Source organism: Actinoplanes sp. NPDC051494 (assembly GCF_044454705.1).
Classification (GTDB): domain Bacteria; phylum Actinomycetota; class Actinomycetes; order Mycobacteriales; family Micromonosporaceae; genus Actinoplanes.
Genome location: NZ_JBITDZ010000023.1, coordinates 1 through 17,813, shown reverse-complemented (window position 1 = coordinate 17,813; position 17,813 = coordinate 1). Strand labels below are relative to the sequence as shown.

The window sequence follows — 17,813 nt, the reverse complement described above, 5'->3', positions numbered from 1 at the left end:
GTCTGCAGGACGATCGCGACCTGCTCCAGGTGATGCGCCGCGCGGAGCAGGCCGACGATCTCGTGGTCCAGCGGTGAGCACAGCGGGGCCGCGGCGAGTTCCGCCGCTTCCTTGACCAGCTGTTGCACGTCGACCATCACGGGGAACAACTTAGAACAGGTGTACGAGAGCCTGGAAATTGATCAAGGGCTGCAGAGATCCATGTTCACTATCTGAAACCGGATGCGGCGGCGGTGGGGGTGGGCTGGGAGGCTAGTTTGCTGGCATGAGTCTTCTTGATGACGTGGCGGAGCGGGACGGCTGGCGGTGCTGGGTTTGTGATGAGCCGGTCGATGCTGACATGTCGGTCAATGATCCGCGGGGGCCCAGTGTCGACAGCCGGACCGCCGACCGGAAGGCCAAGGTCGCCGAGCGGCTCGCTCACCGGGCCTGCAACACCCGTAAGGGGGCGGTCAAGGTGGTCATCGCGTGGCCGGACCGCCTGCGGGTGGTGGAGCCCGCTCCGTTGATCACGGTTGCCGATCGTCTCGAGCGCAAGGGTGGCCGGGAGCTGGTGGCCCGGTGCCCGACCAGGAAGGATGCCCAGGAAGCGGCGGACTGGCTGGTCGACCGGTTCTCCCGGCTGTCGCCCGGGCTGCCGGTCACCGCTTCCGTCGACGCGGGCGGCGGTCAGTTCCTGGTCGCGTTGTCCGCCGGGCGGCGCTGAGCATTGAGATCGGGCTGAGCGTTGAGATGGGTGAGGACGGCCAGCACGCGGCGGTGACCGCTGTCGGTCACCGCCAGGCCCAGTTTGGCGAAGATGTTGCCGATGTGCTTGTGGACGGCGTTGTCGGTGATCGTGAGGCGGTGCGCGATGGTGGTGTTGTCGTGCCCCTGGGCCATGGCGGCCAGGACCTCGCGCTCGCGCGGGGTGAGGGTGGCGATCGGGCTGCCCGCGCGCTGGACGAGCTGGGCGACGACCTCGGGGTCCATGGCCGTTCCGCCGGCGGCCACCCGGCGCAGGGCGTCGGTGAACTCGTCCACCCGGCTGACCCGGTCCTTGAGGAGGTAGCCGACGCCGCCGCCGGCGCTGGACAGCAGGTCGGCGGCGTACTGCTGCTCGACGTACTGCGACAGCACCAGGACCGGCAGGCCGGGGGTCTCCCGGCGGGCCTGCAGGGCGGCCCGGATGCCCTCGTCGCGGAATGTCGGTGGCAGCCGGACGTCGACGATGGTGACGTCGGGGCGGTGGTCGCGTACGGCGGCGAGGAAGCCCGGCGCGTCGACGGCCACCGCGGCGATGTGGAAGCCCGCCCGGGTGAGCAGCAGGTCCAGGCCGGTGGACAGCAGGACGTTGTCCTCGGCGATCACGACGCGCACGGCAGCTCCAGGGTGATGGTCGTCGGCCCGCCGGCCGGGCTGTGGATGTCCGCCGACCCGTCGACGGCGAGGACCCGGCCGCGGATCCCGGTGAGGCCGGTGCCCCGGGACGGCTCGGCACCGCCCGTACCGTCATCGGTGATCACCACCGACAGGCGCCCGGCCGCCCGGCTCACCCGGACCCCCGCGGAGGTCGCGTGGCTGTGCCGGACGACGTTGGTGAGCGCTTCAGCGACCGCGAAGTAGACGACCGCTTCCACAGCGGCCGGAATGCGGCCCAGGTCGCCGATGTCGAGGCGGGCCGGCACGCCGCAGCGGGTGGTCACCGCGGTCAGCGCCCCGGCGAGGCCGCGGTCGGCCAGGATCGGAGGATAGACCGTACGGATCACCTCGCGCAGTTCGGTCATGGCCTCCTCGGTCCCCTCGTGGGCGTCGCGGAGCAGTTCCGCGAGGAACGTCTCGTCGCGCGGGTCGTCGGTCAGCACCTGCCGGGCCACGGCCAGCCGCATCGCGATGGACACCAGCCGGGCCTGGGTGCCGTCGTGCAGGTCGCGTTCGATGCGGCGCAGCTCGGCACCGTGGGCGTCGAGCACATCGGCCCGGGTACGGGTCAGCACGGCCACCCGTTCGGCGAGCTGCCCGGCGGCCGGCGGGGACAGCACCACCAGGCAGATCCGGGCGTGCGCGCGTGCCGCCGGCGGGAAGCAGAGCCAGGCCAGCGCGGTGAGCAGCAGGATCTGCAGGGGCCCGAGCGTGAGGGCGGTCGTCCAGCCGGTCACCGCGACGGCGACGAACGGCCGGGGCCGCTGCGCCGGTGCGAATGCCCACCAGAACGTGGTGGCGACCGCGGCGGGTACGAGGTTGCCCACGCACAGCAGTGCGGGCAGCCCGAACAGCAGGCCGGTCACGGCGTTCACCGGCAGCCAGAGCAGGTCACGGCCGGTGGTGTGTCCCGGGGCGGCCGGGGTGCCGAGCAGGCGGGCGGCCCGGTCGCGGTGCCGGGCCGCCCAGAGCCGGGCCAGGCCCGGGTGCCACAGCAGCGGCAGCGCGAGCACGGTGGCGATCCCGGAAGCCAGCGATGCCAGCAGATAGACCCCGCCGCGCCGCACCTGAACCCACCGTCCACCCGACACGGCGCCCAGTCTGCCCGCCGGGTCCCGCATGGGGCACTACAGCCCGCTGTAGTAAGGATCCGGTGGTACGCGGTAGTGGCCCGGACCACCGTGACACCTAGCGTCGGTCGGCATGAACATGAACATGACCAGCATGATGGTGGCGGCGGGACTGGTCGCGCTGACGGTGGCCGTCCCGGGCGCGCCCTCCCGGTTGCAGCGCGACGCCGACGCCGTGCACGCTCTCGGGGTGACCGGCGTCCAGGCCCGGGTGACCAGCGCGGACGGCCGGAGCACGGTGGTCACCAGCGGGGTCGGCGACCGGGTCACCGGCCGTCCGGTGCCGGCCGATGGGCGGTTCCGGATCGCGAGCACCCGCAAGGCTTTCGTGGCCACCGTCGTCCTGCAGCTGGTCGCCGAGCACCGATTGTCCCTGGAGGACACGGTCGGGGAGCTGCTGCCCGCCCGCCGGGTCACGGTGCGTCAGCTGCTGCAGAACACCAGCGGCCTGGTGGACGACCTTCCCGGGTACACCACGCCGGACGAGTACTACGAGCAGCGCTATGACGTGCACACCCGTGCGGAGCTGGTGGCGCGGGCGCTGAACCAGCCGGCCGGCACCGGGTGGGCGTACTCGAACACCGGTTTCGTCGTGGCCGGCATGGTCGTCGAGCGGGTCACCGGCCGGTCGTTGCGGGCCGAGATCACCGACCGGATCGTGCGCCCGCTCGGGTTGCGTGACACCGGCTGGCCGGGGACGTCACCGTCGCTGCCACGGCCGCACGCGCGGGCGTACCAGATGTTCGGCTCCGGTGAACTTGTGGAGGTGACCGAGCAGGTCTCCTGGGACCCGGATTCCATGGTCTCCAGCACCCGGGACCTGGACCACTTCTTCCGTACGCTGCTGGGTGGTGGGTTGCTCCCGCCGGCGCAGCTCGCCGTCATGAAGGACACGGTACGCGTCAGCGCGGACGTCGAGCTGATCTGGCCCGGCGGACGGTACGGGCTCGGGCTGGTGCGCCGTCCGCTGCCCTGCGGCGGCGTGTACTGGGGTCACGACGGTGGTGACGCCGGCTACATCACGGTCACCGGGGTCACCGGCGACGGCCGCCGCAGCGCGGTGGTGTCCATGTCGGCCGCGCTCGGTGACACGCCGGAGCACCAGCTCCAGCAGCAGAGCACCGGTGACGCGCTGGTCCGGAACGCTCTGTGCGGCCCCTCGGGAACGGCGTAGCGTGGTGCCGGCAAGGGATTTCGATGGATGGAAATGTTTGCTGGCTGCCGCAAGAAGTTCCAGGGTCTACAGTGACGCCCATGCGCGCACGACTCTCCGACATCGCGCGCCAGGCCGAGGTCAGCGAGGCGACGGTGTCGCGGGTGCTCAACGACCGGCCCGGCGTGTCAGCCGACACCCGCCAAGCGGTGCTCACGGCGCTCGACGTCCTCGGCTACGAACGCCCCGAACGGCTCCGTAAACGCAGTGCCGGCCTGGTCGGTCTCGTCGTGCCGGAGCTGGAGAACCCGATCTTCCCGGCGTTCGCCCAGACCATCGAATCGGCGCTGAGCCAGTCCGGTTTCACCCCGGTGCTGTGCACCCAGACGCCCGGCGGTGTGACCGAGGACGAATATGTCGAGATGCTGCTCGACCGCCAGGTCTCCGGCATCGTCTTCGTCTCCGGCCTGCACGCCGACACCACCGCCGACCACGACCGCTACCGGCGCCTGGTCGACCGGCCGCTGCCCATCGTGCTCATCAACGGGTACGCGCGGGGCCTCGACGCCCCGTTCATCTCCTGCGACGACCGCCTCGCCGGCGAGCTCGCGGTCAACCACCTGGTGGCGCTCGGCCACCGGCGGATCGGGTTCGTGTCCGGTCCTGATCGCTTCCTCAACGTCCAGCGCAAACTCGAGGGATACCGGGCGGCGATGCGCCGGGAACTCGACATCGGCAACCGCGAGCTCGAGGATCTCGTGGCCCTCACCCTGTTCGGCGTGGAGGGCGGCGAGGTGGCCGCGGGGCAGCTGCTCGACCGCGGGGCCACGGCGGTGGTGTGCGGCTCGGACCTGATGGCGCTCGGAGCGATCAGGGCGGCCCGGCGGCGCGGGCTGAGCGTGCCCCGCGACGTGTCGGTGGTGGGTTTCGACGACTCCCCGCTGATCGCCTTCACCGACCCGCCCCTCACCACGCTGCGCCAGCCGGTGGCGGCGATGGGCAACGCGGCGATCCGCCAGCTGGTCGACGAGATCAACGGCCACGGCGCACCCCGCTCGGAGTACGTGTTCCCGCCCGAGCTGGTCGTCCGCGGCTCCACGGCCATCAACCGCTCGGTGCGCGCCGGCGACCAGGAGAACGTGGCCACCTCGGCGGCCTGAACCCCGCCCGGGAAGCCGGGCGGGTCGGCGCGGGCGGGGCGGCGCGGGACGGGCGGGCTCCGAGCCGAATTGTTAAGTGGATCTTTGAAAGTTCTTGCTGGAGCTGTCCCGGGTGGACGGTGGCCTCACCAGCCGTTTTCTGATGGGTGCGGGGCCGGCGGTGGGACCGCGCTGCAAAATTCGGGGGACATAACGGCATTTTGGCGACACCAGTATAGAGCGACGTCACTTTACGAACTGGTAACACGCTGCTAACTTTCCTCGGACTTGCGCAAGAAGTTTCACCTCCTTCGGCCCGCTCTCCTGGAGGCTCCATGCGTACCCGTAAGGTCCTCGCCGCCGCGATGACCGCCCTCGTCGCCGCCACGGTCACCGCCGTGGGCGTCGTCCGCGCCGATGAGTCCGAGGCTTCCACCGCCTCGCCCGGCGCGAAGGACGTCATCGTCCACCTCTTCGAATGGCCGTGGCAGTCGATCGCCACCGAATGCACGACCACGCTGGGGCCCAAGGGCTTCGGTGGCGTGCAGGTCTCCCCGCCTCAGGAGCATGTCGTGCTGCCGGGTCAGGGATACCCGTGGTGGCAGGACTACCAGCCGGTCAGTTACCAGCTCACCACCCGCCGCGGTGACCGTGCGGCGTTCGCGGCCATGGTCTCCACGTGTCACGCGGCCGGCGTGAAGATCTACGTCGACGCGGTCGTCAACCACATGGCCGGCGGGGCGTCCACCGGCACCGGCAGCGGGGGGTCGGCGTACAGCCACTATGCCTACCCGGCCGTGCCGTTCGGGACCGGCGACTTCCACCACTGCGGACGCAACGGCAACGACGACATCGCCAACTACGGCGACCGGTGGGAGGTGCAGAACTGCGAGCTGGTCGACCTCTCGGACCTGAAGACCGAGGCATCGTACGTACGGGGCAAGCTCACCGCGTACCTCAACGACCTGGTCTCGCTGGGGGTGGACGGCTTCCGGGTCGACGCCGCGAAGCACATGCCGGCCGCCGACATGGCCGCGTTCATCGACCCGGTGAACGGCGACCCCTACGTGTTCTCGGAGGTCATCGAGGGTGGCTCGGGGGAGCCGGCACCGGAGGAGTACGCGGGGATCGGCGACGTGACCGAGTTCCGCTACGGCGACGTGGTGGGCACCGCGTTCAAGGACGGCAACCTGGCGAACCTGAACAACCTGGCCGGTTCGATGCGCCTCGGCAGCGGCGACGCGGTCGCGTTCATCGACAACCATGACACCCAGCGCAACGGCCGGGCGAAACTGACCTACAAGGACGGGATCCCGTACGCGCTGTCGGAAGCCTTCATGATCGCGTACCCGTACGGCGTACCCCAGGTGATGTCGAGTTTCACCTTCACCGGCAACGACCAGGGTCCGCCGGCCACGAGCAACGGCACCACCACGGCGGTGAGCTGCGGCAACGGGTGGCAGTGCGAGCACCGGGCCCGCACCACGGCCAACATGGTGGCGCTGCGCAACGCGGCGGCCGGGTCGGCGGTCACGAACTGGTGGAGCAGCGGCTCGAACCAGATCGCTTTCGGTCGCGGCAGTGCGGCGTACGTGGCGTTCAACCGTTCCGGCTCGGCGCTGACCCGTACGTTCCAGACGTCGCTGCCGGCCGGGACGTACTGCGATGTCATGGCCGGTGACGTCACGAACGGCGCGTGCACCGGTCCGGCGTACACGGTGAACAGCAGCGGTCAGGTGACCGCGACCGTCGCGGCCAACGCCGCGCTCGCACTGCACATCAACGCCCGTGGCAGCGGCGGCGGTGGGGGCGCCGGGTGCACGACCGCCACGATCGCGTTCGAGTCGAACACCACCACCACGTTCGGCCAGAACGTGTTCGTCACCGGCAACACCGCCGCACTCGGCAACTGGGACCCGGCGAACGCGGTGGCGCTGTCGTCGGCGGCCTACCCGGTGTGGAAGGCGTCGGTGACGCTGCCCGGCAACACCGCGGTGCAGTACAAGTACCTCAAGAAGCAGGGTTCGACGGTGATCTGGGAGAGCGACCCCAACCGCACCCGCACCACGCCGTCGGCCACCCCCTGCTCGGCGACCTGGGCCGACTCCTGGCGCTGAGTGGCCGGCCCGGTGACCGCCGCGTGCGGTCACCGGGCCCGAGGCAGGATGCATTCCGGGCATCCGTCACAAACTGATCAGCGTGCCGGGTGTCATCGGGAACGGTCGCACAGTCAGTGCGATCGATGCGGCGGATCCACCCGGATGCTCGTGGGCAACGTGATGGTTGCTCACGAACCGACGGTGGAGGTATTCGCACATGCCCGAGATGGACGTCGCACTGAAGGACGCGATGCAGATCGACGGTGCGATCGGGGTCGCGCTCGTGGACTACACCAGCGGGATGGCGCTGGGGATCGCCGGGGGGAACAAGGACTTCGACCTGGCCGTCGCCGCGGCCGGGAACACCGATGTCGTACGGTCCAAGTTGCGGGCCATGGAGATGCTCGGGATCCGCGAGCAGATCGAGGACATCCTGATCACCCTCGACAGCCAGTACCACATGATCCGGCCGTTGAAGGGCCGCTCGGGGGAGGGACTGTTCCTCTACCTGGCGTTGCACAAGACGAAGGCCAACCTCGCACTCTCCCGGCACCAGCTCAAACGGATCGAAGCGGCGCTGGACGTGTAGCCCCGATCCGATGACCCGGTCCGATGACCCGGTCCGATGACCCGGTCCGGCCGTACCCGTGTTCGCTGTCGACGGGTGCGGCCGGGCCGCCCATTGACCACCTTCACTGCCGCCGTTAGCGTGGCGGGATGATCGAGCGGGCCCTGCTCATCGGTGGTGCCGAGGTCCCGGCCGCCGACGGGCGCACCACCGAGGATCTGAACCCGCACACCGGCGGGGTCGTGGCGCGTGTCGCGGCCGCCGGCCCGCAGGATGTCGCGCGGGCCGTCACGGCGGCCGACCGGGCCTTCACCGGCTGGTCGTCCGCGCCGCCCGCCCAGCGCCGCAAGGTCCTGCACCGGGCCGGTGACCTGCTCGAGGACCGGGCCGCCGACGCCGCCGCGCTGATGGCGGGGGAGACCGGCGGCACGCTCGGCTGGTCGCTGTTCAACGTCGGCCTGGCCGCGTCGATGCTGCGCGAGGCCGCCGCCCTGACCACCCTGCCGGTCGGCGAGGTCCTGGCCGGCGACAACCCGGACGCGCTGTCGCTCGCGGTCCGCCAGCCCGCCGGGGTGGTCGCCGCGTTCGCCCCCTGGAACGCCCCGCTGATCCTCGGTGCCCGGGCGATCGCCGCGCCCCTGGCCGCCGGCAACACCGTCGTGGTCAAGGCCGGCGAGGACGCGCCGCTGGCCTGCGCGCTGTTCCTGGCCGACCTGCTGCACGACGCGGGCCTGCCGCCCGGCGTGCTCAACGTGCTCACCAACGACCCGGCCGACGCGGCCACCGTCGCCGAGACCCTGATCGCCGACCCCCGGGTACGGAGGGTGAACTTCACCGGCTCCACCGGGGTCGGCCGGCGCATCGGGGAGCTCGCGGCGTGCCACCTCACCCCGGCGGTGCTGGAACTCGGCGGGAAGAACTCCGTGCTCGTGCTCGACGACGCCGACCTGGACTACGCGGTCGACGCGGTCGCGTTCGGCGCGTACCTGAACTCGGGTCAGATCTGCATGTCCGCCGACCGGGTCCTGGTGCACGCCGCGGTCGCCGGGGAGTTCGCCGCCCGTCTCGCCGGCAAGGCCGCGGGCCTGCCGTCCGGTGACCCCACCGACCCGCTCACGATCATCGGGCCGTTGATCAACCCCGCGGCCGCCGGGCGGGTGGCCGCGCTGGTCGACGAGGCGGCGGCCGGGGGAGCCCGCGTGCTTTCCGGCGGGGGTACGCCCGACGGGGCGCACTATCCCGCAACGGTCCTGTCCGGGGTGACCACGGACATGCGCATCCACACCGAGGAGATCTTCGGCCCGGTGTGCACGGTGCTGACGGTCGCCGGCGACGACGAGGCGGTGGCGGTCGCCAACGACAGCCCGTACGGCCTGACCGCCGGCATCCTCACCCGCGACACCGCCCGGGGCCTCGGCATCGCCCGCCGCCTGCGCACCGGCATCGCCCACGTCAACGACCAGTCCGTCGACGACGACCCGACCGCCCCGTTCGGCGGCGTGGGCCAGTCCGGGTACGGCCGGTTCGGCGGCCGCGCCGGCCTCGAGGCGTTCACCGACCTGCGCTGGATCACGCTGCAGACCCGCCCCCGGACGTTCCCGTTCTGAAGCGGCGGGTATACCTGGCCCTACCTCGTCCGGCGGGGTAGGCGTAGTGCTCCGGCAGGCCCGGTCCTGGTCTGCTGTTCCCCATGACATTCACCGGTCCGGCCCGATCCGGCGCGCTCTGCTGGGTCGCCGCCGCCCCCGTCTTCCTGATCGCCAACGTCGTCGCCGGGCTCGGGTGGCGCGACCCCGGGTTCAGCTGGCGGACCAACAACATCAGCGATCTCGGCAACGTGACCTGCGGGGTCTGGGACACCACCCGGCCCCGCTACGTGTGCTCCCCGTGGCACGGCGCCATGAACACCGCGATGGTGGTGACCGCGCTGCTCCTGCTCGCCGTGTTCGTGCTGACCTGGCGGGCCGCGGGCCGGGCCGGGGCGGTGCGCGCCGGGCAGGTGCTGATGCTGCTCTGGGCCGTGGGGCTGGCGCTGGTCGGGTTGTTCCCGGCGGACACCCACGAGAACATGCACTTCCTCGCCGCGGTGCTGATCTTCGGGCCGGGCAACCTGGGGATGGTGGTCGCGGGCTTCGCGCGGCGCGGCACGTTCCTCGCCCGGGTCCGGTTCCTCTCGCTGGGCCTGGGGCTGCTCGGCCTGGCGGGCAGCGTGCTCTTCCTCGCCCAGCAGGACCTGGGGCTGGGGCTCGGTGGCATGGAACGCGTCGCGGTGTTCGCGCTGCCGGTCTGGGCCGGCGCCGCCGGTGTCCTCGCCCTGACGGCCCGCGAACCCGGGCGCTGAACGCGGCGCCTGGAGCCGGGTTCCTGGGGCCGGGTTCCGGAGGCCGGGGTTCCTGGGGCCGGGGTGAGCAGCGGCACCCAGGACAGCGCCGTGAACGCCAGGTCGTTCTCGCGGGTCGACGGGCCGGCGACGTCCCCGTCGAAGGAACCGGCCAGGTCACCGCCGTCCAGCACCGCGTTGCAGGGCGCCGCGTCCCGGTGCCCGACGACCAGCCCCGGGCGCATCCGGCCGCCGGCGAACCAGCGCTCGCCCGGCGGCGGGCGGAACGCGGCGGTCACGTCGTGCAGGCACGCAGCCAGCGGCCCACCTGGACCAGGACGTGGTCGTCGAACGCCCGGCCGGGCCACGGGACGCGGCCGCCGATCGTCTCCCCGCGACGGTGGGTGAGCGTCTCGCGGCCCTGCTCGTCGAAGCCGAGGGCCCGTGGGGCGCCCGCGAAACCGGCGCTCTCCAGATGGCGCAGCAACGCGTGCACCGTGGCCGTCCACGGCGAGGCCGGCTTGTGCACGACGTCACCGATGCGGGCGGCGCCGGTGGTGTTGCCGCCCGGCAGGGCCTCCTCGCTCATCCCGGTGTCGTACCGGAGCCCCGGCGGCGGCGACACCGGTTTTCGGCCGCCGCCGGGAGCCCGGAACAGGTCAGGAGCGGGCCGGCTCCGGGTCGGCGGCCGGGAGGCTGTCCATGAACGAGCTGACCGAGAAGACCGCGTTGCCGGGGCCGGCCGGGCCGTAGCCGGGCGGGCTGGTCAGGCCGTTGGCCTCCATGGTCGCGCGGTACGCCTCGAGCAGCCGGACGTGGTACTCCAGCGGGGCGCCCTCGGGGTTGCCCTTGCCCAGCGGCGTCGTCGGCTCCGGGCACCAGGTGGTGAACCGCGGCGTGATGCCCCGGGACATGAAGTACTGCAGGCCCTCGGTGGTGGACGCGATCGCCTCGTCGACGGTGGTGAAACCGTGCGGGGCGGCCATCTCGATGCCCGCGACGAAGTTCGGGATGACGTTGCGGGGACCGAAGATGTCGGCCGAGTCGAGGATCCGGCGGTGCCACTCCGCGCGGCCCACGTAGCGTTCCTTGCCGGGGCAGTGCAGCTCGAACAGCCGCTTGTCCCACACCTCGTAGTTGGGGTGGTAGATGCTGATCCCGTAGTCCTTGAAGCGCTGGACGTCCGCCTTGGGCAGCGCCTGGGCGACGACCTTGCCGATCCAGCGGCCGGGGAAGCGCTCCTCGATCGCCTGGGCGTACTGCCCGTAGAAGTCCGCCTCGGTCTTGCCGCCGACCTGGGAGGTGATGCTGCCGCCGGTCAGCGTGTAGGCGGTGGAGACCTTGGCGGTGTCGTACTTGTCGATGATCTCGAGGGCCTCGAGGATCTCGTCGACCGGCTTGACCCCGGTGTACGGCCGGCCGGCCTTCTTGTGCTGGCGCCAGTTGTGGTTGATGTCGCAGAACTGGCACTCCTCCTTCGCGCCGAAGTACTGGCAGACCCGGAACGCGGTCAGGTAGATGAGGTAGCCCCACTGGATCGTGGGTGCGACCTCCATCACTGATTTCCCGTTGGCGAGGGTGTGCTGGTAATACTCCGGCATCGGAGGCAGCCCGACGTCCGCGATGGGCTTGCCGTCCAGGAAGAGGCGCATCCGGCCGTCGTCGTCGGTTTTGACCCGGTAGGGCGACGCCGGGTTGGTGCGGACCGAGACGACCGTGCGCCGCAGGTCGTACGGTCCGCCGGTGAGCACGATCTCCTCCGGCGGCCGGCGCAGCGCGGCCGTGCCCAGCTCGGGCAGCGTGCGGTGGTCGAACGAGAAGATGAAGTACGACTTGGGTTTGACGTCGCCGTGCTCGTTGTCGGTCAGGGCCGAGTCGTCGAAGGCCATGCCACCGCGCAGCAGGTCCTCCTTGATGACCGCTTCCCGGGGGACGTGCGGGAAGCGGCTCATGAGGTCTTCGATGAGGGCGGTGCGCGGTGGCATGGGGCGGCTCCTGTCAGTTCTTTTTGGTGTCCCAGAAGATCGTGGAGATCTCCTCGATCTTCGCGAGCAGCTGCGCCGCGACGGCCGGGTCGGCGGAGCCCTTCGCACCGCCGGCGCCGGCCAGCTTGGTGGCCTCGTTGAACAGGCCGTGCAGCTGCGGGTACTTCTCGAAGTGGGGCGCCTTGAAGTAGTCGGTCCAGAGTACCCACAGGTGGTGCTTGACCAGCTCGGCGCGCTGCTCCTTGATGATCAGCGAGCGGGTCCGGAACTCCGGGTCGGTGCTGGCCTGGTACTTCTCGGCGATCGCCTTGATCGATTCGGCCTCGATCCGGGCCTGGGCCGGGTCGTAGACGCCGCAGGGCAGGTCGCAGTGGGCGCTCACCACAGTGCGCGGCTTGAAGAACATCAGTTTCCTTCCAGAGGGACGAACTTGCGGGAGTGGTAGATCAGCGGGACGTCGTCCGGCCCGGGGAAGACCTCGACCACGGAGGCGACCACCACCGTCGCGTCGCCGACCGGCACGAGCCGCAACGGCGTGGCGCGCAGCGCGGCCAGCGCACCGGGTAGCACCGGCTCACCCGACGGCAGCGTCTCCCACCCCTGCTCAGGGGTGAAACGGGGCCCGCCGGAGCGGGCGAAGTCGGCGGCCAGGGCGGCGTGCCGCGGCCCCAGCAGGTGCACGACGAAGCTCGGCGCCGCCAGCAGGACCCGCGCGGACGGGGTCCCCATGACCGAGAACGACAACGCGGGCGGTGCGACCGACACCGACGCGACACTGGACGCGGTCAGCCCCACCGGCCCGGCCGGCCCCACCGCACTGATGATGGCGACCCCGGTCGGGTAGCGCCGGAACGCACCCCGGAGGCCCTCGCCGACAGCCACAGCTCCTTGATCCACATGGTGACGCTAAAACCTCAACCGCACTTCATGTCAACCGCGGGGCGCGATCGGGGGCCGGAGGCGGACCCCTAGGCTGGGGGCATGCGCGTGCTGCTCGTGGAGGACGATTCCCACCTTGCCGAAACCGTTCGTGACGGTCTGCGGGCGGAGGCGATCGATGCCGACATCGCCGGCGACGGCGCCCGCGCCCTGGAACTGCTGAGCGCCAACACGTACGACCTCGCGGTGCTCGACCGCGACACCCGGGGCACCCGGGGCCCCTCCGGGGACGAGGTCGCCCGGCGCATCGCCGACTCCGGCAGCGGCCTGCCGGTCCTCATGCTCACCGGCTCCGACCGGCCCGGCTCAGAACGGCCCGCCTCCGGGGCCGACCTCGCGAAACCGTTCGAGCTCGGCGAGCTCGTCGCGCGGCTGCGGGCCCTCGACAGCGACCGTACGCCGGTACGTCCCCCGGTCCGCGAGACCGCCGGGCTGCGGCTGGACCCGTTCCGTCGCGAGGCGGTCCGTGACGGTCGCCACGTCGCGCTCACCCGCCGGCAGTTCGCGGTGCTCGAGCTCCTCGTCGCCGCCGAGGGTGGTGCCGTCAGCGCCGCCGAGCTGCTGGAACGCGCCTGGGACGCCGGCACCGACCCGCTCGACAACGCCGTGCGGATCACCGTCTCGGCGCTGCGCAAACGGCTCGGCACCCCGTGGCTGATCGCCACGGTGCCGGGCGTGGGATACCGGATCGACCCCGGCGCGGACACCGCCCGTACGGGCTGGGAGACAGCCCCGGCAGAGGCCGCCCCGGCCGGGTGACGGCGCGGGGTCAGGCCCGGTCCTGCCAGGTGCAGAGGCAGATCTTGTTGCCCTCGGGGTCGGCGAGGACCCAGAAGCTGGGGGCCTCGGCGTCGCTGACCAGGGTGCCGCCCGCGGCGAGCGCCGCGGCGATGCGCGGCTGTACCTCGGCGGGGTCGAGCCACAGGTCGGGGTGCCAGTGCTGGCGGGGCTCCGTGCCGCCGGAATCCTGGAACCAGACCAGCGGGAGCGCGTCGTGCGGGTCCGTGACGTCGTTGCCGTCGGCCTGCCCGCCCAGGACCGCGGTCCAGAACGGCTGGACGGCCTCCCGGGCGGGGGTGTCGAGCGCCAGCTCCAGGCGGGAGACCGTCGCACACTCCTGATCGAGGCCGGCACCGGCGATCAGGCCGCTGATCGTCCGGGCCATACGGATGTCACGGCCGGTGACGGCCCCGGTGTCGTGGCTGGTCAGGCGGATGTCGACGCGGCGGTAGCGCAGGTCGAGGTCCGGGTGGTGGTCGGCCGCCTCGGCCGCCGCGCCGATCGCGGTGACCAGGGCCAGACCGGCGGCGAAGTCCGGGGTCGGCACCCGGGTCTGCAGCCCGCCGACCAGGTGGGCCCAGCCGTCGAGCTTCTCGTCGGCGATCTGCCGGCCGGTGAGCCCGGCCATCAGGCGGCGCTCTCGGTGATCTGCTTGAGGCGGTTCAGGTCGGCGAGCACCGCGGCGATGTCGGCCGCCCACTCGTCGTCGGTCATACCCGGCTGGCGGCGCAGCGCGAACGTGATGTCGCTGCCGTCGCCGTCGGTCAGGACCCGCAGCTGGTTGGTGATGCTGTCACCGGCCGGCAACGTCACGGTGTGGTCGAGGACGAGGTACTCGTTGGGCGGCGCGGGGTCGAGCCGGACCCGGCCGCCCGGTCCCTCGACGAACCAGACGCCGTCGACGAGCTCGACGGAGGTGCCGAGGCCGGGCGCCCACTCGGGGATGTTCCTCGGGTCCGCCGCGTAGGCGTACACGTCGGCGGCGGGGCGATCGATCGGGACAGCGAGGTGTCGCGTTTCGGAGGCCATGCCGTCATCATTCCACCGCTCCGCCGCCGTGGCCCGTCAGCCGGTACCGTGTCTCAGTTGAACGTCGCGGGGTTCGGGCCGGTGCGCCCGTCGTTCTCGAGGCCGTCGATGGTGGCGATCTCGTCGTCGGTCAGGTCGAAGCCGGTCACCGCGAAGTTCTCCCGGATCCGTGACGGGGTCACCGACTTGGGGATGACGATGCGGCCCTGCTGCAGGTGCCAGCGGATGACGACCTGGGCCGGCGTGCGGTCGTGGGCCGAGGCGATGGCGGCGATCGCGGGGTCCTTCAGGATCGTCGACCGGGCGAGCGGGCTCCATGCCTCGGTGGCGATGCCGAGCTTGGCGTTCGCCTCCTGGATCTCGCGCTGCTGCAGGGCCGGGTGCAGCTCGATCTGGTTCACCGCGGGGACGACACCGCCCAGCCCGGCCAGGCGCTCCAGGTGCTCGGGCAGGAAGTTGGAGACGCCGATCGCGCGGACCCGGCCGTCGGCGTACAGCTTCGACAGCGCGCGCCACGTGTCGACGTACAGGTCACGGGCCGGGGTGGGCCAGTGGATCAGGTACAGGTCGACGTGTTCGAGGCCGAGCTGGGCCAGGCTGGCGTCGAACGCGCGCAGGGCGGTGTCGTACCCCTGGTCGGGGTTGGCGAGTTTGGTGGTGATGAAGAGCTCGTCGCGGGGCAGCCCGCTGGCCTTCACCGCGGCGCCGACGCCGGCCTCGTTCTGGTAACCGGCCGCGGTGTCGATGCTGCGGTAGCCGGTCTCGAGCGCGGTGGTTACCGCCGCGGCGGTCTCGTCCGGCGGCACCTGCCAGACGCCGAAGCCGAGCTGGGGGATGTCGATGCCGTTGTTGAGCTGCATGGCACTACCTTTCACGAGGACGGTACGGGGGTGGGTACCCGGGTGCGGGCCGCCGCATACGCGATCACCATCACGACCAGGCCGGCGGCGGTGATCCCGGCGCCCGCCCACAGCGGTGCGGTGTAGCCGAGCCCGGCGGTGATGGTGAGACCGCCGACCTCGTCGACCGGGTGCGCGGCGTGTCCCCCTCGGGGTGAACCCCGGCCGGGCCGTGGATACTCATGGCCTCCGACCGGACACCCCAGGGGGACCACCATGCTCCGATCATGGACGTTGCGCAGCCGCGTGATGGCCCTCTGCGGTGCGCTCAGCCTGCTGCTCGTCGTGCTCGGCGTGGCCGCCGCGATCACCGCCGCAGACAGCAACGGCCGCATCGACATCCTGATCAACAAGACCGGTCCGATGCGGACCGCCGGGCAGACCCTCGACTCGGCCTTCGTGGACCAGGAGACCGGGGTACGCGGCTATCTGCTCAGCGGTGACACCGAGAACCTCGCCCCGTACGAGCGGGGGCACGCCGCCGAGACGCAGCTGCTGGACCAGCTCGCCCGGCTCAACGCCATCGGCCACCGCGACGAGCACGTCACCGCCGCGCTGGACCGGGTGCGCACCACCGCGGCCGCGTGGCGCGCGGCGGTCGCCGACCCGCTCATCACCACGGTGCGCGACAGCGGGCCGCGGGCCGGCCAGGCGCTGCCCGCCTCGTCCAGCACCGTCGAGTTCGACGCCGTCCGCGCCGCGGTGGCGCAGCTGCAGGGTGACATCACGGTCGTGCGCAACGCCGCGGTGGAGAACGCCAAGAACACCGGCGGCACGCTCGTGGCCCTCGAGATCGTCGCGGCGGTCGCCGTCATCCTCGCCGGGGCGTCGCTGATGCTGCTGCTCGACCGGCTGGTCAGCCGCCCGGTCACCGAGCTCGCCGCGCAGGTCCGCGACGTCTCCCGCGGCGCCTACGACCAGGACATCGTCGGCCGCGGCGCGCCGGAACTGCTGCGCCTCGCCGAGGACGTCGACGCCATGCGCCGCAAGATCGCCGCCGAGCTCCGTGAGGTCCAGGAGGGCCGGGCCCGGATCGAATGGGGCAACGCGCAGCTCAAGGTCCAGGCCGAGGAGCTCACCCGCTCCAACCGCGACCTCGAGCAGTTCGCCTACGTGGCCTCGCACGACCTGCAGGAACCGCTGCGCAAGGTGGCCAGCTTCTGCCAGCTGCTGCAACGCCGCTACCAGGGTCAGCTCGACGCCCGCGCGGACCAGTACATCGCGTTCGCCGTCGACGGCGCCGACCGCATGCAGCGCCTGATCAACGACCTGCTGGCGTTCTCCCGGATCGGCCGGCTCACCACCGGCTTCAAACAGGTCGACCTCGGCAAGGTGCTCACCCAGGTCCGCTCCCAGCTCGAGGAGCGCGCCGGCCCCGACGCGACGATAACCTGGGGCGAGCTGCCCACGGTCCGCGGCGAGGAACCGCTGCTCACCACGTTGTTCGTCAACCTGATCGGCAACTCGCTCAAATTCCGCCGCCCGGACGTCCCGGCCCGGATCACGGTGACGGCCGAGCACGCCGGCGACGAATGGCGGATCAACGTCCGCGACAACGGCATCGGCATCGAGGCCGAGTTCGCCGACAAGGTCTTCGTCATCTTCCAGCGGCTGCACCCCCGGGAGACGTACGAGGGCACGGGTATCGGCCTCGCGATCGTCAAGAAGATCTCCGAGTACCACGGCGGCGGCATCACCCTCGACACCACCGTGGCCGAGGGCGCGTCCTTCACCATCACCCTCCCGGACCCGTCCACCGAAGCCGACCCGGCAGCGGGTGGTTCGGGCGCGGGTGGTTCAGGCGCGGGCGGTTCGGGGGCCGGGGGTCCGGCGGCGGGTGGTGTGGGGGCCGGGGAGTGACCGGGGCTGCTCGGCCACGTCGAGGTCATCCTGGCCCGGCTCCCCGGCATGCTCGCGGCCCCGGCTGCGGGCCAGGCCCCGGCTCCGGTCTCGGCCGGCGGGTATTACCGGGGGGGATGAGCGGTTCTCGGCTGCCACCAGTGCCCGGCGGATCGAGCTGGGGCGGGAGCGGGCTGAGCGGGCCGGGCCCTGGACCGGTCGCCCTGGCTGACCCCGGTGGCGGCCGGCTTCCTGGCGGAGCTGTTCGGGCCGGACGAGGTGGCGGGGCGGGACACCCTGACCTTCATCCGTACGGCCGCCGGGCGGGTGCCGCTCGGCGACGGTGAGCGCCCGGGGCGAACTGGCCGGTGCTCGGCCAGGCGACGATCGCGGCGTCGCTGGTGGAGAGCGGTGTGCTGTGCCGTGGGGGGGGGGGGGGGGGCCCGCCCCCCCCCCCCCCCCACACCAACCCCCCCCAACGGGGGGGGGGGGGGGGGGCGGCCCCCCCCGCAAGCCGGGCGGGGGCCCGGGG

General features: G+C 71.9%; 19 protein-coding genes. 9 read left to right on the top strand and 10 right to left on the bottom strand.

Annotated elements, in window-relative coordinates; translation table 11 throughout:
- The first annotated feature begins 265 nt into the window (after window positions 1-265).
- Entirely contained in the window at window positions 266-706 is a 441-nt protein-coding gene (locus tag ACIA6A_RS41270) for a hypothetical protein (RefSeq protein ID WP_396103617.1), read from the top strand.
- Here ACIA6A_RS41270 and ACIA6A_RS41265 read toward each other — a convergent pair.
- Entirely contained in the window at window positions 670-1,359 is a 690-nt protein-coding gene (locus ACIA6A_RS41265) for a LuxR C-terminal-related transcriptional regulator (protein ID WP_396103616.1), read from the bottom strand. The genes ACIA6A_RS41270 and ACIA6A_RS41265 overlap by 37 nt on opposite strands.
- Entirely contained in the window at window positions 1,347-2,468 is a 1,122-nt protein-coding gene (locus tag ACIA6A_RS41260) for a sensor histidine kinase (protein WP_396103615.1), read from the bottom strand. Before ACIA6A_RS41260 ends, ACIA6A_RS41265 begins: the two co-directional genes overlap by 13 nt.
- A 136-nt stretch (window positions 2,469-2,604) precedes the next feature.
- On the opposite strand from ACIA6A_RS41260, the gene ACIA6A_RS41255 reads away from it, so the two are divergent.
- From ACIA6A_RS41255 to ACIA6A_RS41230, 6 genes are all read left to right on the top strand, one after another.
- On the top strand, window positions 2,605-3,705 hold the full coding sequence (locus tag ACIA6A_RS41255; RefSeq protein ID WP_396103614.1) for a serine hydrolase domain-containing protein: 1,101 nt from the start codon (window positions 2,605-2,607) through the stop codon (window positions 3,703-3,705).
- Between the two features lie 80 nt (window positions 3,706-3,785).
- Window positions 3,786-4,844 (top strand): LacI family DNA-binding transcriptional regulator, encoded by a 1,059-nt coding sequence (locus ACIA6A_RS41250; RefSeq protein WP_396103613.1) that lies wholly within the window; start codon window positions 3,786-3,788, stop codon window positions 4,842-4,844.
- A 314-nt stretch (window positions 4,845-5,158) separates the two neighbouring features.
- Window positions 5,159-6,940 carry a carbohydrate-binding module family 20 domain-containing protein gene (locus ACIA6A_RS41245; protein ID WP_396103612.1) on the top strand — a complete coding sequence of 594 codons (1,782 nt, stop codon included), beginning with the start codon at window positions 5,159-5,161 and terminating at the stop codon, window positions 6,938-6,940.
- 199 nt (window positions 6,941-7,139) lie between these two features.
- Window positions 7,140-7,511: a hypothetical protein gene (locus ACIA6A_RS41240; RefSeq protein WP_396103611.1), complete on the top strand. Its 372-nt coding sequence runs from the start codon at window positions 7,140-7,142 to the stop codon at window positions 7,509-7,511.
- A gap of 128 nt (window positions 7,512-7,639) precedes the next feature.
- Window positions 7,640-9,097: an aldehyde dehydrogenase family protein gene (locus ACIA6A_RS41235; RefSeq protein ID WP_396103610.1), complete on the top strand. Its 1,458-nt coding sequence runs from the start codon at window positions 7,640-7,642 to the stop codon at window positions 9,095-9,097.
- 83 nt (window positions 9,098-9,180) lie between these two features.
- Window positions 9,181-9,831, top strand: coding sequence for a DUF998 domain-containing protein (locus ACIA6A_RS41230; protein WP_396103609.1), 651 nt, complete (start codon window positions 9,181-9,183; stop codon window positions 9,829-9,831).
- 274 nt (window positions 9,832-10,105) lie between these two features.
- Here the strand turns inward: ACIA6A_RS41230 and ACIA6A_RS41225 are convergent, their stop codons facing one another.
- The 4 genes from ACIA6A_RS41225 to ACIA6A_RS41210 form a co-directional block, all read right to left on the bottom strand.
- The gene (locus tag ACIA6A_RS41225; RefSeq protein WP_396103608.1) at window positions 10,106-10,399 is read right to left on the bottom strand and encodes a hypothetical protein; all 294 of its coding nucleotides are present in this window, start codon (window positions 10,397-10,399) and stop codon (window positions 10,106-10,108) included.
- A gap of 70 nt (window positions 10,400-10,469) precedes the next feature.
- Complete coding sequence (locus tag ACIA6A_RS41220; protein WP_396103607.1) at window positions 10,470-11,795, bottom strand: radical SAM protein; 1,326 nt, start codon at window positions 11,793-11,795, stop codon at window positions 10,470-10,472.
- 13 nt (window positions 11,796-11,808) lie between these two features.
- The gene (gene sodN / locus ACIA6A_RS41215; protein ID WP_396103606.1) at window positions 11,809-12,201 is read right to left on the bottom strand and encodes a superoxide dismutase, Ni; all 393 of its coding nucleotides are present in this window, start codon (window positions 12,199-12,201) and stop codon (window positions 11,809-11,811) included.
- Window positions 12,201-12,692 (bottom strand): flavin reductase family protein, encoded by a 492-nt coding sequence (locus tag ACIA6A_RS41210; RefSeq protein ID WP_396103605.1) that lies wholly within the window; start codon window positions 12,690-12,692, stop codon window positions 12,201-12,203. Before ACIA6A_RS41210 ends, sodN begins: the two co-directional genes overlap by 1 nt.
- An 84-nt stretch (window positions 12,693-12,776) precedes the next feature.
- On the opposite strand from ACIA6A_RS41210, the gene ACIA6A_RS41205 reads away from it, so the two are divergent.
- Window positions 12,777-13,493: a response regulator transcription factor gene (locus ACIA6A_RS41205; RefSeq protein ID WP_396103604.1), complete on the top strand. Its 717-nt coding sequence runs from the start codon at window positions 12,777-12,779 to the stop codon at window positions 13,491-13,493.
- A gap of 10 nt (window positions 13,494-13,503) precedes the next feature.
- Here ACIA6A_RS41205 and ACIA6A_RS41200 read toward each other — a convergent pair whose 3' ends face one another.
- Genes ACIA6A_RS41200 through ACIA6A_RS41185 form a run of 4 tightly spaced genes read right to left on the bottom strand, consistent with a single transcriptional unit; the run spans window position 13,504 to window position 15,660 of the window.
- Entirely contained in the window at window positions 13,504-14,142 is a 639-nt protein-coding gene (locus ACIA6A_RS41200) for a 4a-hydroxytetrahydrobiopterin dehydratase (protein WP_396103603.1), read from the bottom strand.
- Complete coding sequence (locus ACIA6A_RS41195) at window positions 14,142-14,543, bottom strand: SRPBCC family protein (RefSeq protein ID WP_396103602.1); 402 nt, start codon at window positions 14,541-14,543, stop codon at window positions 14,142-14,144. The genes ACIA6A_RS41200 and ACIA6A_RS41195 overlap by 1 nt, the downstream gene beginning before the upstream one ends.
- 53 nt (window positions 14,544-14,596) lie before the next feature.
- A complete protein-coding gene (locus tag ACIA6A_RS41190) occupies window positions 14,597-15,403 on the bottom strand; it encodes an aldo/keto reductase (RefSeq protein ID WP_396103601.1) in 807 nt (268 codons plus the stop codon).
- An 11-nt stretch (window positions 15,404-15,414) separates the two neighbouring features.
- The gene (locus ACIA6A_RS41185) at window positions 15,415-15,660 is read right to left on the bottom strand and encodes a hypothetical protein (RefSeq protein ID WP_396103600.1); all 246 of its coding nucleotides are present in this window, start codon (window positions 15,658-15,660) and stop codon (window positions 15,415-15,417) included.
- Here ACIA6A_RS41185 and ACIA6A_RS41180 point away from each other — a divergent pair.
- Window positions 15,659-17,302, top strand: coding sequence for an ATP-binding protein (locus tag ACIA6A_RS41180; RefSeq protein ID WP_396103599.1), 1,644 nt, complete (start codon window positions 15,659-15,661; stop codon window positions 17,300-17,302). The two genes, ACIA6A_RS41185 and ACIA6A_RS41180, sit on opposite strands and share 2 nt — an antisense overlap.
- The last annotated feature ends 511 nt before the right edge of the window (window positions 17,303-17,813 follow it).